This is a genomic window from Eubacterium sp. F2 (assembly GCF_046244355.1).
GTDB lineage: Bacteria > Bacillota > Clostridia > Peptostreptococcales > Anaerovoracaceae > Aminicella.
Genome location: NZ_CP176393.1, coordinates 90,521 through 106,716 on the forward strand (window position 1 = coordinate 90,521; position 16,196 = coordinate 106,716).

Below are 16,196 nucleotides of genomic sequence, written 5' to 3' on the forward strand. Positions count from 1 at the left end.
CGAAAAGCAGACGCCAGGGACGCAATACCTTAAAACCACCAGCCGCGCTCGTCCTTCTCTTTTTCTTCCAGCAGCTTCCTTCTCGCTGCCCGCTCAATCCGGCGCTGCCGCTCGCGTTTTCTGCGCTTTCTGGCCTTTGCCCGCGCGACAGCAATTCCGATTCCGCAGATAAATAAAATAATCAGAATCACGGTGATGACAACGGTTGCAAAATTGGAAATTCCGAATTTTGACGGGAACCATCCCGTTCCTGTTCCCTCTGATACCACCAGCGGAATGCTGTTAACCAGTTCCCCGTTGACATAAATTTTATAGGAGCCGACCTCCTGCCCGGCCCTCACCGGCGCCTTCAGGCTCTGGTCAATTTCCGCCTTTCCCTTAATCAGCTTTTTTGACCCTTCCTTCGGAAGATAGGCATACCCGTTTTCCGCTGTATATACTTTCAGACTCGTCTTCGCGCCGCCGTTGACATGGACTTTTCCGACATTTTTTCCCGCTTTAACCGCGCAGATTCCCTTGACCTTTTTCTTTGCATAGTCGATCAGTTTATTCACATCGGAAGTCCGGGTCAGTTCTGAATCATTAAGAACGACGATACAGAGTTCCAGGCCGTTCTTGTTATAAACAGCGGCAATGCTGCAGCCCTTTCCCTTCCAGTTCCCGGTTTTTCCTGCGACAATTCCGCTAGATGACCTTCTTACAAGGCTGCAGTGGTTGATAAAGGTTCTGCCCTTGCTTTTATTGGTTGCCGTCATATGATAGCGCTTTGTCCCGGCGATTTTCCGCACGGTGTCGTTGGCCAGTGCGACTCTGGCGATTTTCATAAAATCAGAAGCCGTTGTGTAATTCTTTTTGCTGGAAATTCCATTCGGGTTAGAGAAATGTGTGTGGCTGCAGCCGATATTTTCCGCTGTCTGGTTCATCAGGTCCAGAAAATCCTTCATATTTCCGGTCCCGCAGGCCGCCTCGCCAAGGGCATAGGCCGCATCATTTCCGGAGTTCAGCAGAGCGCCGTAGAGAAGCTCCTCGACCGTCACGACTTCTCCCTTCTTCAGGTGAATCGTGCTGTCTCCCTGAGAGGCCGCGGCTTTGGACACCGTAACTTTCTTATCCAGCGGGCACTTCTGAACCACCAGCAGAGCCGTCATCAATTTTGTGATGCTGTATGGATATTCCTTCTCATCGACATTTTTCGCGTAGATGGTCTGTCCGGTGTTTTCGCAGTAGACCATAGCGCTGTCCGCCGTCAGATTAAGCGGGTCTGATGCCGCGGCAGTTTTTCTGAGCCTGAGATTGAACATATCTGAATCAGCCCCTTTCACATCTGCAGTACGTCCTGAATACTGCGCAGAAGAAGCCTGTTTCCAGCTGTCTGCCTGTTCCATTTTTCCTGCGGCAAAAACTACCCCGCCGGCGGAGAAAAGCTGAACGGCAAGCACGATAACCAGCAGCAGTACGGCTGTCTTCCCTGCGATTTTTCTTTTGTCCCTGATCTTCTGCTTCATCGAGTTTCCCTGTATTTCCTTGCTCGTGTACTTTTTGTAAATACAAAAAAATGAAGGGCTGGAACAGATCCAGCCCTGATCGTGCGTCACTTCTGCAGAATGATTTATTTCTGCGCGTGCTCTTTCTCAAACTTCTTCATGTAGGCAATCAGCTTGTCCACGCCTTCTTCCGGCATCGCGTTGTAAATGCTTGCACGGATGCCTCCGATGCTGCGGTGGCCCTTCAGATTGATCATGCCCTGCTCTTTAGCGCCCGCAACGAACTCCGCGTCCAGTTCCTTGCTGCCGGTTACAAATACCACGTTCATCAGTGAACGGTCCTCCGGAGCGACCGGAGCCTTGTAGAAGTCGGTTGAGTCCAGATACGCGTACAATTTATCTGCTTTCCGGACATTGATTTCATGCATGGCAGAAAGACCGCCCAGCTTCTTCAGATGCTTAAACACCAGTCCCGCGATATACACGTTATAGCACGGCGGGGTGTTATACAGAGAATCTTTCTTTGCGTGGGTCTCATAGTTCAGGTAGACCGGGCAGTCATCTGCCGCATATCCGAGCATGTCATCACGGATAATGCAGATAGTAACGCCTGCCGGCGCTACATTCTTCTGGGCGCCTGCGTAAATCATGGCGAACTTGCTCACGTCGACCTCTTCACTCAGGAAGCAGCTGGACATATCCGCAATCAGCGGAATGTCTCCCGTGTCCGGAACGTACGAATAGTGCGATCCATAGATAGTATTATTATAGCATACATAGACATAATCCGCATCCTCGCGGAAGTCCTCTTTCTTCAGTTTCGGGATATAGGTGAAATTATCCGGCTCTGAGGTTCCCGCAATCCGGATATCGCCGAATTTGCAGGCCTCCTTGTATGCCTTGTTTGCCCAGTTTCCGGTGATAATATAGTCGGCTTTCTTTGACTTTCTGAGGAAATTCAAAGGGACCATGGAAAACTGAAGTGTGCCGCCGCCCTGCAGAAACAGGACATGGTAATTATCCGGAATGTGCAGAAGATCACGCAGATCTTTCTCGGCTTCCTTGATAATTGCATCAAACTCCGGAGATCGATGACTCATCTCCATCACTGATTCGCCTGTTCCATGATAATTGAACATGTCCAGTGCTGCCTGCTGGAGAACCTCCAGAGGAAGCATCGACGGACCCGCAGAGAAATTGTAAACTCGATTGTAAGCAGTCATCTGTCTCCTCCTGACCATTAAAAAAGCTGGAATGGCGGGATTTGCTGTACCCACCTCTGCGGACAATTTCCTGTCCGCTTGTTTTTGTTTTAACGCACATGATTATAACATCATTATTACGTGCTGTAAACAAATATATAAATTATTTTATTTTTATTACACAAATTATGTTTAACTTATTGTGTGGCGGTAATAAATATATCATCAGGCAGTGGGAGAGGTGTTTTCTTTTGCATGTTTAAAAATCTAAACAAAAAAGAAATTCATAAACCCATAGAAATGATAAATCGTTAATGTATATTTTATTTTTTTGACTATACGGACAGACCCCGGAGAAGGCGGAAAGCTGTGCCGCGGCACAGACGGAGTAATCACTTGCCGGGTATGTTTTGTCCGCTGCTGATTGGAGGAACAGCACCATGTATAAGATCGCAAAGATGAACAAAATTGCTCCAGCAGGACTGAAGCATTTCACGGACAAGTATGAGTTTACTGACAGCCTGTCCGACGCATCCGGACTGATCCTTCGAAGTCAGCACATTCATGATGAAAAATTCGGTGAGAATCTCCTGGCGATTGCCAGAGCAGGCACTGGTGTAAACAACATTCCGCTGGAGCGCTGCGCCGATGAGGGAATCTGCGTATTCAACACGCCGGGCGGAAATTCCAACTCCGTCAAGGAGCTCGTCCTGGCTGGCCTTCTGATGGCTTCCCGCAAAATCCCGTCCGCAATCCGCTGGACCGCTGATCTGAAGGATGATCCGGATATGGCGTCAAAGGTTGAAAAGGGCAAGAGTAAATTCAAGGGTGGTGAAATTGCTGGAAAAACGCTGGGCGTCATCGGCCTTGGAGCCGTTGGTTCCCGCATTTCCAACGCGGTTACCGCTCTCGGCATGCACGTTGTCGGCTACGATGCCTATCTGTCGCCGCGCACAGCCCTGCACCTGGATCCGACCATCAAACTGGCGCCGGACATCAAAACCGTCATGCGCAAGGCTGATTTCATCACCATCCACGTTCCGGGAAACGACAAAACCAGAAATCTTGTCGGTGAGGAAGAAATCGCTGCCATGAAGCCGGGTGCCGTTCTGATGAACTATTCCCGCGCCTTTGTCTGTGATGAAGACGCTGTCGTCAAGGCCCTGGACGAAGGCCGGATTTCCCGCTACGTCACGGACTTTGCAACGGAAAAGACGCTGGGACACGAGGGAGTCATTACCACACCGCACCTGGGTGCTTCCACAAAGGAAGCCGAAGATAACTGCGCTCTGATGGCTGCCGATGAGCTCATGGACTTCATTGAAAACGGAAATGCTGTTCATGCCGTCAACTTCCCGGATGCCGATCTGGGCCCGATGAACGGAGACATGCGCATCGCCGTCATGACCAAGGGCATAAAAGCCCCGGTCGACACCGTCATCCGCGCTCTGAACAATATCGAAATTGATGCCGTCGCCGGCGGCGCAAAGGGCGATTACGGCTATGTTCTCGTCTCCACCAAAACGCCGTTCGAATACATCCCGAAGATTTCGGGCTGCATCCGCTGCCGCGTGATTGCGGAAATGGAGGACTAGCCTGCCAGCCAGAAGGTGTCGCGGTATTTTCCCTCTTTCTGCATCGGGCCGGCCGGGATGTCGTAATACAGGCCGCAGGCGCCCTGCGGGGAAACGTAGGCGAATTTCTGCAGGGCGTCTCTTCTGATATTGTCGCTGAGAATGCCCCGGATGTCACTGTCAAGGAAGTCGCGCTCGATTTCCTTCAGGACCGGACGGTAGTCTTCCTTTTTTCGTACGCCAAAAACCACGCGCAGGATGTCACCGCTCATCAAGATGACGCCCGGCTCTTTTTTCTGAGACGCAATGTACATGCAGCCGTCCGTCACCAGAATGCCCGGCAGCTGCTCCTGCATCTTTCCGCCTGTTCCATACACGTTCAGAATTGGAATTACAACGGTTTCCGGTCCGGCCACCCGTTTGATAAACGGGATGACGCTGTCCACCGAATAGCCCTTGACGCAGACCAGAATTACATCCGGCCTATCGCTGTAGTCCTGCATTTCACAGGCTTTCACCGGATTAATCGTGAACTCGTCCCGCATGCGGATTACACGGAGTCCATTTTCTTTCATTGCTTTTAAATGTTCCCCTCTTGCGATAAAAGTCACATCTTTACCGGCGCGGGCCAGATAAGCGCCGAGTGCGCCGCCCGTTCCGCCGGCACCGATAATTACATACTTTCTCATCTTCTTTACCCTCTTGTCGTTTATATTTTGTCCCAATAAAATTTACTTCTTAAACAGCGCATCGTGAATAGCTTTCAGGTTCTCGTCGCGCTTCTCAATCACCTCGCGTGCCCTGCCATTGCTGTAGTCGTAGAAGCCGCGGCCGGTCTTGGCGCCGTACTCGCCCGCATCGTAATGCTGCTTCAGGAGGGGCGGAATTTCCTCATCATTGTCCAAGTCCGGGCAGAGGTAGTCGGCGATGTGCGTGAAAATGTCGATGCCGCCGAGGTCGACGGTTTCCAGCGGTCCCAGGCAGGCCCAGCGGAAGCCGATGCCGTATTTCATGACTGCATCAATGCCCTCTGCGCTGATGACGCCATGCTCAACCAGACAGCATGCCTCCCGGAGAACCGCCATCTGCAGACGGTTGGCCGCAAAACCTAGAACATCTTTCTCAAGGAGCGCCGGCTTCTTATCAATGGCAAGGGATAAATCGTAGATTTCCTGTGCCACCTGATCCGTCGTCTGATCATTCTTGATAATCTCAATCAGCGGAATCAGTGTCGGCGGGTTGAACCAGTGCATGCCAAGGAAGCGCTCAGGCTTTTTTACGGCCGGTACCAGTGCATTGATGGAAATTCCCGATGTGTTGGTCGCCACGATCGTCTCATCGTCCACAATTTCACTGATGCTATGGTAAAAATCGTCTTTTATCTCTTTATTCTCTGCAACGCATTCCACGATCAGGTCCCTTCCCCTGAAGGCATCCATATCCGTGGTAAAGCGGATATTTTTTGCCGCAGATGCAGGCATATTCTCCTCCGCCGCCTTCAGCTTCGGTTCGCGGTGATTCCACAGAATGACCTCATAGCCGTACTCACCGAAAATCTGCGCCATGGAACTTCCCATCGTTCCCGCGCCAGAAATCGTAATTTTCTTAATCATTGATTCCTCCGTTCTTTATTATTTCTGTCGTTCCTTTTAATTCTGATTTCTATGACTCAGGGGCAGCCGCCCTCTGTGTAACAATTTCATCTGTTCGGACCAGAAAACGCCTCGATTCTGCAGTATATATTCTGACTGCACAGGAACATCCACTGCAGCTAGCACTTCCCGCTCATCCGCGTATTTATGTATACTGTGATTCAGGGCATGAAATTGTATATACAGCATTTCGCAATTTCACATTTTCAAACAATTCACTCGCTATTTTTTTGTTCACAGCAACATAATTTTAGACGATATTTTCCATTATGTCAAAATAGATGAGCAAGAAGAAAGCCAAGAGTTTCCCGCTATACGGGAAATTGGCGCATTCTCCGACAGGAAATTTATTGGGTCGGAGGATCGCCTGAAAACAGAAACAATCCCGCTGAGACCTGATCTGGCCCGGCGGGATTGTTTCTTTCATAGTATTACAGGTCTTCAGATGCCTGCCCTTTCATTTTGGGATTCATTTGATCGGAAAAATTTTCTTCCATTAAATCGTCACGATTCCGAACACGTTCAGAATGGAACTGATCAGAATGATGGCCAGGAAAATCGGCGCGATGAAACGGATAACGACGTTGTACATCTTACGCATGAAAAATTTCGAAGACAAGGTGACCTCTTGCTCGATGAGTTTTGTCCCTGCGGCGCGGATAACCAGCAGGCAGGTTGCCATGGCTGCGATCGGCATCATAACCGAGTTGGTCAGGAAATCAAAGAAATCCAGGATCTGCATGCCGAGGATGCGTACTGAGTCCAGCAGGCTGTAACCCAGTGATGACAGGGATCCCAGCACGATCATGATTACGAAAATCATAACGGTTGCCCTGGCGCGGCTCCATCCCAGCTCGTCCTCGAAGGTTGATACACTCGTCTCTGCCAGGGAAATTGCACTTGTCGCTGCGGCAAAAAGCACGAGCAGGAAGAACATGACTCCGACGACCCTGCCCAGGCCCATCGTTGCGAACACCTTCGGCAGCGTGATGAACATCAGTGACGGACCGGCGTTCAGTACACTTGGCTTGCCGCCATAGAATGAGAACACGGCCGGAATGACCATCAGTCCTGCCAGAATCGCAATGCCGGAATCGAAAGCGACAACCTGATAGGTCGCCGTCTCAACATTGACGTCCTTCTTCATGTAAGAGCCGTATGTATACAGAATTCCCATCGCGATGGACAGGGAGTAGAACATCTGTCCCATGGCCGCTACAATCGTCATGATAGAGAAATGCTTCATGTTCGGAATGAGCAGGTACTTCACACCAGCCAGAGCGCCCGGACGCGTCATGGAATAAATCGCCACGATCACCGCCAGAACCACCAGAACCGGCATCATAATCTTAGAAACACGCTCAACACCATTTTTGACGCCGCCCAGAATCGTCAGGACGACAATCGCGCAGAAGACGATGAACCAGAGCTCCGCACTTCCCGCATTCGAAATAAAGGAAGTAAAATACGAATTACCCGAGACCGACTGTGCGCTGTGAACAAAATAGGAAACCAGGTACTTAGTGACCCATCCGCCGATGACACTGTAATACGGCACGATCAGCATCGGAATAACCGCATTGATCCAGCCGCCGAACTTAAAGCCGAAGCTGTGTCCGAACCTCGCAAACGCACCGACCGGACTCTTCCGCGTGAACCGGCCCAGCGCCTCCTCAGACGTCATCATCGTGTAGCCGAAGGTCACGGCCAGAATCAGATAAATAACCAGAAAAATTCCGCCGCCGTACTTGGCCGCAAGATAAGGAAAACGCCAGATATTTCCAAGACCTACGGCAGAACCCGCCGTTGCCAGCACATATCCGAGCTTTCCAGAGAAATTAGACCTCTTCTGCGCAGGCGCACTGCCCGCGCTGACCTCATTACTGCTGTTTTTCATCTATTCCCTCTCCAATCCATAGTTAAAACAACATGTACGTTAGTAAAATGAACAATTATATTCCCATTTCCTGGACACTTTTTATGTTCCGCAAACGAGAAAACGTGTTTATTTTACCACTTTATTAATAAATTGCAAGCGCATTTCACAAACAATATTTTATTTATTTGTAACCATTAACAAGCGCCGCGAGTATAATCATACCACATCATGGGTATTTAAAACAACAGAAAAGGCAGAATCCCGCTGATGCAGAACTCTGCCCATCCCTTGTTTATTTGTTTTTTCGACAAAATTTATCCGTTCAAGAAGATAAGGGCCGCCGGCCATCCCAGTTCATTCTGCTTTCCCGACAAAATTTCCCTGTCCAGGAAGAAAACTGCCGGCGATATCCCGGCCGTGGCAGCCTTGCAGCTTTACTGCCGATGCATCTGCAATACGCCGGAAAAGCTGATAAGCTAATGGTACTCAAAATGCTGATAATCCGGTGTCTGCGTCCAGTTACCGCCCCAGAAGAAACCAGCCTTCACAAATAACTTATACGCGGCATCCTTCCTCGTAATCACGTGCGGAATCCTGGAAGAGCGGTTTCTCGCATATTTATTCAGCTCCGGATGATCCACCGCGTACCACACACCCTTCGACTTCTTACAATAAGGATTTTCCAGCGGGTTCAGGTCAATCGCCCTGCCCCAGGAATGGTTGGATAAAGATGTCGTATGCGTGATAAAGCGGTAATTAAACGCTGAAGTATTATCCGCATTCATCGAGCGGATATCCGCCTTGTTCCCGTCCTCCCCGCGGTATTTATAGTAGTTGTCGATCAGCTTCATCGACTTGATCTGATAATGCCTGCCATATAACTGATAAAACACAGCTTTCGTCTTCGACGCAATCGCCCGGTTGACGATCAGCTCTCCGACATGCGTTTTTTTATCGTATCCGACATGCAGGACCTTCACATAACGAAGATCCGACAAAGAAATCCTGCCATTCGTCTTAAAGGACTTTCTCGCGATCCGCTTATATACCGCGTCACCCTTCTTGATTTTATAGACACGGAAATACTTCTTCGCGGCCGCAGAATCAGCTGGACTGACGACCGTCTCCGCTTTCAGCTTATATACCTCTGAAGCGTTCGGAGTCTTTGCGCTGTCCTTCTGCGAATCCGAAGCCTTCTGCGAGGATGCCTTGCTGTCTTCAGATGTCGCCGCAGAAGAAGAATTGCTGCTTCCGCAGGCGCAGACACAGACTGCGAGTGCGCAGATGAGGATGCTGGTGATGATTTTCTTATGTTTCATGGTGAGGCCCTTTCTGAAAATATTATTATTCGCACATTTATTAATACCTGACAACTGTTTTCTTTTCATTATTATTTAGCCAGACAACTGCTTTATGATCATTCATACTATAAGGAGTAACACAATATTTAGCTTTTATGGATTTTAGCTTTTTTAATCCAGTTCCATCTCCATTCATACGATAAATCACAAAATGATTTCCGGAATAGTATTTACCGCCATAACATTTGGCATAATAGAAATATCCATTTATGTATTGTCCGCCCCAGCATCTGCTACCAAGCTTTTTAATTTTCCTACTTCCTTTGTCCGTGAATTGGTAAAGATACTCCGGCTCAGGCATAGGCGCTGTTCTTTCTACAGGCGTGCTAATAAAATAATCTCCACCCATGGATTTAATGCATGCCCCATCATGGTCCTGCCATGATTCGCCATTTTTCAGGTCATAGCAGAACAATTTCCAATGGTACAAAACAGACACATTAACATATAATATACCATTCTGCCGTACTGAAGCGAATTCTGCCCAAAAATCAGGCTTGTCTTTAGGAATCGTGTAAATTTCAGTATACCCGGTATCTACACCATCCTCATCATAGTCTGTTATATAATACATACGTTTTTTATCTTTATAGTTAAGTTTATATGTATGACCATTGACAACTGCCTTGTCCTCTGAAAAATACGAAATGTCATATGCTGGATCGACCAGATCATCATCCGCAAATACCGGGATAACACCGCCGATTATCGTCAGCACAGCAATAAGAATAATAAATACCTTTTTCATAAACTCACTCTCCCTGCATGTATTATTTTATCATAAACACACACTAATACAATGTCAGGTCGAGATTCTGATATATCAATAATCATGATTATCAGATAAAAGAAGTTTAATATAAAAATAGCGGTCAGCCCTCCGATCACACAAAATCCTTCGGGAAATCTTATGGAAAGGAGGGCTTGGCCATGACAATAATCGATCTGATCGGTGTGCTAAGCTTCGGCATTGCATGCTTCAGTCTCGGTTATCAAATCGGGTGCCGAGATAGTAACAAACACACGAAAAAATAGCCGCCCTGTCCCTAAAGCGGCTATTAATCAATAAAGTCGATATTTCAGGGCCAATAACCGTCTGTCGGCAGCACCTCTATCTACTTGCATTCTAACATCAGCAGATGTACTCGTCAATTTCAATCCACGCACCCCTCGCGGGGTGCGACCTGGCAACGCGCCAGCAGAAACACGTTAAAGGGATTTCAATCCACGCACCCCTCGCGGGGTGCGACACGAAACAAAGTTCGAGACGTACCGCCAGCAGATATTTCAATCCACGCACCCCTCGCGGGGTGCGACCAAAAGAGGACGGGGGAGTTTTTCCTCCACGGCATTTCAATCCACGCACCCCTCGCGGGGTGCGACTCCTTGCTTCCTCGTAAATGCTTTCCGCATAAATTTCAATCCACGCACCCCTCGCGGGGTGCGACCTGGTACAGAGTGACAGAGTAGTTACAAGACTGTATTTCAATCCACGCACCCCTCGCGGGGTGCGACTTGAGTGTATTGACATAATCAAGGCTGTTTTAGGGATTTCAATCCACGCACCCCTCGCGGGGTGCGACGCGGCGTGTCTTCTTCTCCGTTAGCGAAACAGCATTTCAATCCACGCACCCCTCGCGGGGTGCGACGAATTTTCCTTTAAGAATGGCGGCTTTGTCGATATTTCAATCCACGCACCCCTCGCGGGGTGCGACACTGTCAGAAAAGCTGAAAAGGACATCACGGATATTTCAATCCACGCACCCCTCGCGGGGTGTGACGCAGGACACACAGACCTGCGGAGCGTCCTGGGCATTTCAATCCACGCACCCCTCGCGGGGTGCGACTTCTATATGGCGGCCATTTCAGGCCGCCGCATTATTTCAATCCACGCACCCCTCGCGGGGTGCGACAAGAGGCCTTGCGCAGATTACTTTTGACGAAGATATTTCAATCCACGCACCCCTCGCGGGGTGCGACCTGAAAGAGTCCCAGGGAGAGCTCCATGAGATATTTCAATCCACGCACCCCTCGCGGGGTGCGACTGGAACTACTGGAGGGAAAAAATAATGATACTATTTCAATCCACGCACCCCTCGCGGGGTGCGACTCCGACAATCAGCGCAACATAGATAACATTGAATTTCAATCCACGCACCCCTCGCGGGGTGCGACCCGCGCAGAGAGCAATCAGCGTGCCGGCGATGAAATTTCAATCCACGCACCCCTCGCGGGGTGCGACTCTGATTATCTTTTTCGCTCTCTGCCATTTTGATATTTCAATCCACGCACCCCTCGCGGGGTGCGACGATGATTCCGATGCTGATGATGACACAGATTATATTTCAATCCACGCACCCCTCGCGGGGTGCGACAGTCCTTGGCGTGACCGTTGATGGAGTCATGGGTATTTCAATCCACGCACCCCTCGCGGGGTGCGACAAGCGTCCGGAAGGGCACTGCCCAGCTTAAGAAATTTCAATCCACGCACCCCTCGCGGGGTGCGACACGATCAACAGCCAGAAGGATATACAGGACTGATTTCAATCCACGCACCCCTCGCGGGGTGCGACGGGAGACACGCTGTCAGATCCGTATGTGCCAGGATTTCAATCCACGCACCCCTCGCGGGGTGCGACGATCTTCCGGATGTAGCCACCGAGGCCGCGCAGATTTCAATCCACGCACCCCTCGCGGGGTGCGACTCAAATAGAAAGCTATGCGGAGTACGCCAAATGATTTCAATCCACGCACCCCTCGCGGGGTGCGACTAAGGTTAAGCTCCTCAAAGGATCCATCAGACAATTTCAATCCACGCACCCCTCGCGGGGTGCGACGCTTCGCGCTGTAGGAAGTGGTAGCGCCCAGGTATTTCAATCCACGCACCCCTCGCGGGGTGCGACAATTTCATTAGAGTTTTTGCAGAGCTCCAGAAATTTCAATCCACGCACCCCTCGCGGGGTGCGACTATGACATGGGGCGATGTTATGACCCGGATGTTATTTCAATCCACGCACCCCTCGCGGGGTGCGACTTGAGTGTGAGTTTAAAGAGTGGCGTGATTTTGATTTCAATCCACGCACCCCTCGCGGGGTGCGACATGATTCTTTCGCGCCCGTCATAGGTTTCGTATATTTCAATCCACGCACCCCTCGCGGGGTGCGACGGCATGAAGCTGAATGATGCTTCGGTTTATCAATTTCAATCCACGCACCCCTCGCGGGGTGCGACGAATCCACATATCCGAAATCATCATACGATGTTATTTCAATCCACGCACCCCTCGCGGGGTGCGACATCTGCTCGAATTGAATCGAACAGATTATCGGTATTTCAATCCACGCACCCCTCGCGGGGTGCGACGCGATCATCACGGACGGAGAAAGCGTTCTGGAATTTCAATCCACGCACCCCTCGCGGGGTGCGACATCCCTTTGAGGATGAGGTAGCAGCGGCAAAGAATTTCAATCCACGCACCCCTCGCGGGGTGCGACGCCGAAATCGTCTGTCTGTACGCCCATAGTCAGATTTCAATCCACGCACCCCTCGCGGGGTGCGACTACGACGCCAGGCTTTCTTCCGGTCTTGCAGTTATTTCAATCCACGCACCCCTCGCGGGGTGCGACATCCGGTACTTCTGCCAGCCGTGCAGGAAGACATTTCAATCCACGCACCCCTCGCGGGGTGCGACATGAGCCGAGTCAAGGCTATCTCCGGCGCAACAGATTTCAATCCACGCACCCCTCGCGGGGTGCGACATCCTCTTGTCTTTGTGGGCCTGAATTGGCATATTTCAATCCACGCACCCCTCGCGGGGTGCGACACTTGCGATAAGATACCTGGACTCTTTCGGTCTTATTTCAATCCACGCACCCCTCGCGGGGTGCGACTCTACCGTTGCGGCGGCTTGTTCGCGTGTATAGTATTTCAATCCACGCACCCCTCGCGGGGTGCGACTTACGAGACGGCGAAGAAGCGCGAGCTTGTGAAATTTCAATCCACGCACCCCTCGCGGGGTGCGACGCGATTACGGAGATGTGGGTCTGCAATAATGCAATTTCAATCCACGCACCCCTCGCGGGGTGCGACCAGGAAGCTGTGGCAGAAGCGCGCGAGAAGGATATTTCAATCCACGCACCCCTCGCGGGGTGCGACTCGAGCCTATTCAGATACTCAACTGTGTACTCCATTTCAATCCACGCACCCCTCGCGGGGTGCGACATGACCGCTTTAACTCCCTGTTTGAGGTAAGTATTTCAATCCACGCACCCCTCGCGGGGTGCGACTACCAAGACAACCTATTACAAGGGAGATGCAATATTTCAATCCACGCACCCCTCGCGGGGTGCGACCAACATCGACGAGTTCGGCGATGAGCACGAAGTATTTCAATCCACGCACCCCTCGCGGGGTGCGACCTGAGCGCTTTTAGAGTTATACTAAAGGTGCAGATTTCAATCCACGCACCCCTCGCGGGGTGCGACACGGCGCAAAGACAATCACAGCGACATACACTATTTCAATCCACGCACCCCTCGCGGGGTGCGACCTTGACTGCTTTAACTTGAGAAAATCAATTGATTATTTCAATCCACGCACCCCTCGCGGGGTGCGACACAAACCGGGGTACTTAAAACGCTAAAACGTTATTTCAATCCACGCACCCCTCGCGGGGTGCGACTATCTCAGGCAGAAGAAACAGCTCAAGATGCTGGTATTTCAATCCACGCACCCCTCGCGGGGTGCGACGTACTGCACTAGCTTCCTTTCTGGGGATGACGTATTTCAATCCACGCACCCCTCGCGGGGTGCGACCCCATCTTCCTCAGGAATTGCAATGGGTACGGAATTTCAATCCACGCACCCCTCGCGGGGTGCGACGGATTCTCCCATGCATACACATTATCGATGGTTATTTCAATCCACGCACCCCTCGCGGGGTGCGACGCTAATGGTAAAGCATACGTTCCCGGATGATTATATTTCAATCCACGCACCCCTCGCGGGGTGCGACCCTCTCAGAGTCACGTCAACCTTTCCAGAAGACTATTTCAATCCACGCACCCCTCGCGGGGTGCGACGTAATACTTTCCATCCTGTTTCAACGATCTCAATTTCAATCCACGCACCCCTCGCGGGGTGCGACAAGCGCGCGACAGAGCTGAAAGCGCAGTATGAAATTTCAATCCACGCACCCCTCGCGGGGTGCGACACAGTACCATAAGAGTATCAAAAGAGACAAGGCATTTCAATCCACGCACCCCTCGCGGGGTGCGACGCATGGAGCGCCGAAAAAGCCAGGAATTTATGAATTTCAATCCACGCACCCCTCGCGGGGTGCGACGGGCTGATCTTAAGGGTGGCGTTGAGGACTACAATTTCAATCCACGCACCCCTCGCGGGGTGCGACAAATAGCCACACCGTCCTGGCACTCCTTTGTCGATTTCAATCCACGCACCCCTCGCGGGGTGCGACTGTGTGGTTTAAGAAACGTCACGATGGGATCTGTATTTCAATCCACGCACCCCTCGCGGGGTGCGACTTTCCGTATGTCACAATCCTTGGAAATTCCTTCTATTTCAATCCACGCACCCCTCGCGGGGTGCGACGCCTTACAATCGCCGTAATCCTTACTTGAGGGCATTTCAATCCACGCACCCCTCGCGGGGTGCGACGACTGCATACCCGGCCGGCCTGGAAGATAATTCAAATTTCAATCCACGCACCCCTCGCGGGGTGCGACGTGGGCAGGACGTGGCGCAGATTTTAATAAGATATTTCAATCCACGCACCCCTCGCGGGGTGCGACGCAGTTTTGATTTTGAGGAAGCAAAAAACATATTATTTCAATCCACGCACCCCTCGCGGGGTGCGACCCGGTTTCCCATCGGAATGGTTGTAGGCATTTTATTTCAATCCACGCACCCCTCGCGGGGTGCGACATCTGACCGGAACATGCCGACACAGAAGGCGATATTTCAATCCACGCACCCCTCGCGGGGTGCGACCATGACAAATTACATATGTCAACACTTTATTAATTTCAATCCACGCACCCCTCGCGGGGTGCGACCAGCTTCAACCTGTCTGCGTTTGTAACCCCTGATATTTCAATCCACGCACCCCTCGCGGGGTGCGACCAGACTGCCGGAGTGCCGATCAACATTGCCAAAATTTCAATCCACGCACCCCTCGCGGGGTGCGACACACATTAGTTCTGGTCGGACCTCAGGGAATCGATTTCAATCCACGCACCCCTCGCGGGGTGCGACGATCTATGATGGCAAATACCCGATCACGATCACGATTTCAATCCACGCACCCCTCGCGGGGTGCGACTTGATTAAGGCAAGAGTCAACTGGGGCAGTGCATTTCAATCCACGCACCCCTCGCGGGGTGCGACACACTTATATGGTTGTTTCCACAGACGGATATATATTTCAATCCACGCACCCCTCGCGGGGTGCGACGCTACGACACATCAATTGTGTCTCATCCACGCATATTTCAATCCACGCACCCCTCGCGGGGTGCGACAGCCAATCGTGATCTGTGTTGGGGACGGATTTACGATTTCAATCCACGCACCCCTCGCGGGGTGCGACGTTTACTTCGATTTTGCGCCAAACGACAAACAGCCATTTCAATCCACGCACCCCTCGCGGGGTGCGACGGAAATTTTAGACGCATTAGAGGAGAGAAAATATTTCAATCCACGCACCCCTCGCGGGGTGCGACGCTTTATAACATCTACGAGCGCAGGACTGAAAAGATTTCAATCCACGCACCCCTCGCGGGGTGCGACGTGATCTCATGATCTCGATAATATTCATCGATATTTCAATCCACGCACCCCTCGCGGGGTGCGACACTTGCAAGCTTATACAGGTATCTGCTCTCTGTATTTCAATCCACGCACCCCTCGCGGGGTGCGACTGTTCTGGTCGAGTCTGTCCATATATCTGACGATATTTCAATCCACGCACCCCTCGCGGGGTGCGACCCTTTCTACCAGGTCAAGCACGTCAAGCGGAAGTATTTC

General features: G+C 51.1%; 8 protein-coding genes and 1 CRISPR repeat array (1 of these 9 cut by a window edge). Of the genes, 1 reads left to right on the forward strand and 7 read right to left on the reverse strand.

The annotated features are described in order from the left end of the window. Positions 1–29: 29 nt before the first annotated feature. Complete coding sequence (locus tag ACI77B_RS00365) at positions 30–1,505, reverse strand: D-alanyl-D-alanine carboxypeptidase family protein (protein ID WP_409336853.1); 1,476 nt, start codon at positions 1,503–1,505, stop codon at positions 30–32. A 104-nt stretch (positions 1,506–1,609) separates the two neighbouring features. Then, positions 1,610–2,707, reverse strand: a complete 1,098-nt coding sequence (gene serC / locus ACI77B_RS00370; protein ID WP_409336854.1) for a 3-phosphoserine/phosphohydroxythreonine transaminase — start codon at positions 2,705–2,707, stop codon at positions 1,610–1,612. A 419-nt stretch (positions 2,708–3,126) separates the two neighbouring features. On the opposite strand from serC, the gene ACI77B_RS00375 reads away from it, so the two are divergent. Further along, a complete protein-coding gene (locus tag ACI77B_RS00375) occupies positions 3,127–4,281 on the forward strand; it encodes a 3-phosphoglycerate dehydrogenase (RefSeq protein WP_409336855.1) in 1,155 nt (384 codons plus the stop codon). Here the strand turns inward: ACI77B_RS00375 and ACI77B_RS00380 are convergent. The 5 genes from ACI77B_RS00380 to ACI77B_RS00400 all read right to left on the reverse strand — a co-directional run bounded on the left by ACI77B_RS00380 (position 4,278) and on the right by ACI77B_RS00400 (position 9,900). After that, positions 4,278–4,949 (reverse strand): ketopantoate reductase family protein, encoded by a 672-nt coding sequence (locus ACI77B_RS00380; protein WP_409336856.1) that lies wholly within the window; start codon positions 4,947–4,949, stop codon positions 4,278–4,280. The genes ACI77B_RS00375 and ACI77B_RS00380 overlap by 4 nt on opposite strands. 42 nt (positions 4,950–4,991) lie before the next feature. Further along, on the reverse strand, positions 4,992–5,873 hold the full coding sequence (locus ACI77B_RS00385) for a 3-hydroxyacyl-CoA dehydrogenase family protein (protein ID WP_409336857.1): 882 nt from the start codon (positions 5,871–5,873) through the stop codon (positions 4,992–4,994). Between the two features lie 535 nt (positions 5,874–6,408). Next, positions 6,409–7,809 (reverse strand): sodium-dependent transporter, encoded by a 1,401-nt coding sequence (locus ACI77B_RS00390; RefSeq protein WP_409336858.1) that lies wholly within the window; start codon positions 7,807–7,809, stop codon positions 6,409–6,411. A 458-nt stretch (positions 7,810–8,267) separates the two neighbouring features. Next, positions 8,268–9,110, reverse strand: coding sequence for a M15 family metallopeptidase (locus ACI77B_RS00395; RefSeq protein ID WP_409336859.1), 843 nt, complete (start codon positions 9,108–9,110; stop codon positions 8,268–8,270). Positions 9,111–9,150: 40 nt separating this feature from the next. After that, positions 9,151–9,900 carry a hypothetical protein gene (locus tag ACI77B_RS00400; protein WP_409336860.1) on the reverse strand — a complete coding sequence of 250 codons (750 nt, stop codon included), beginning with the start codon at positions 9,898–9,900 and terminating at the stop codon, positions 9,151–9,153. Positions 9,901–10,303: 403 nt separating this feature from the next. Further along, positions 10,304–16,196: direct repeats of the CRISPR family, unit length 33 nt; unit sequence ATTTCAATCCACGCACCCCTCGCGGGGTGCGAC (it continues 2,892 nt past the right edge of the window).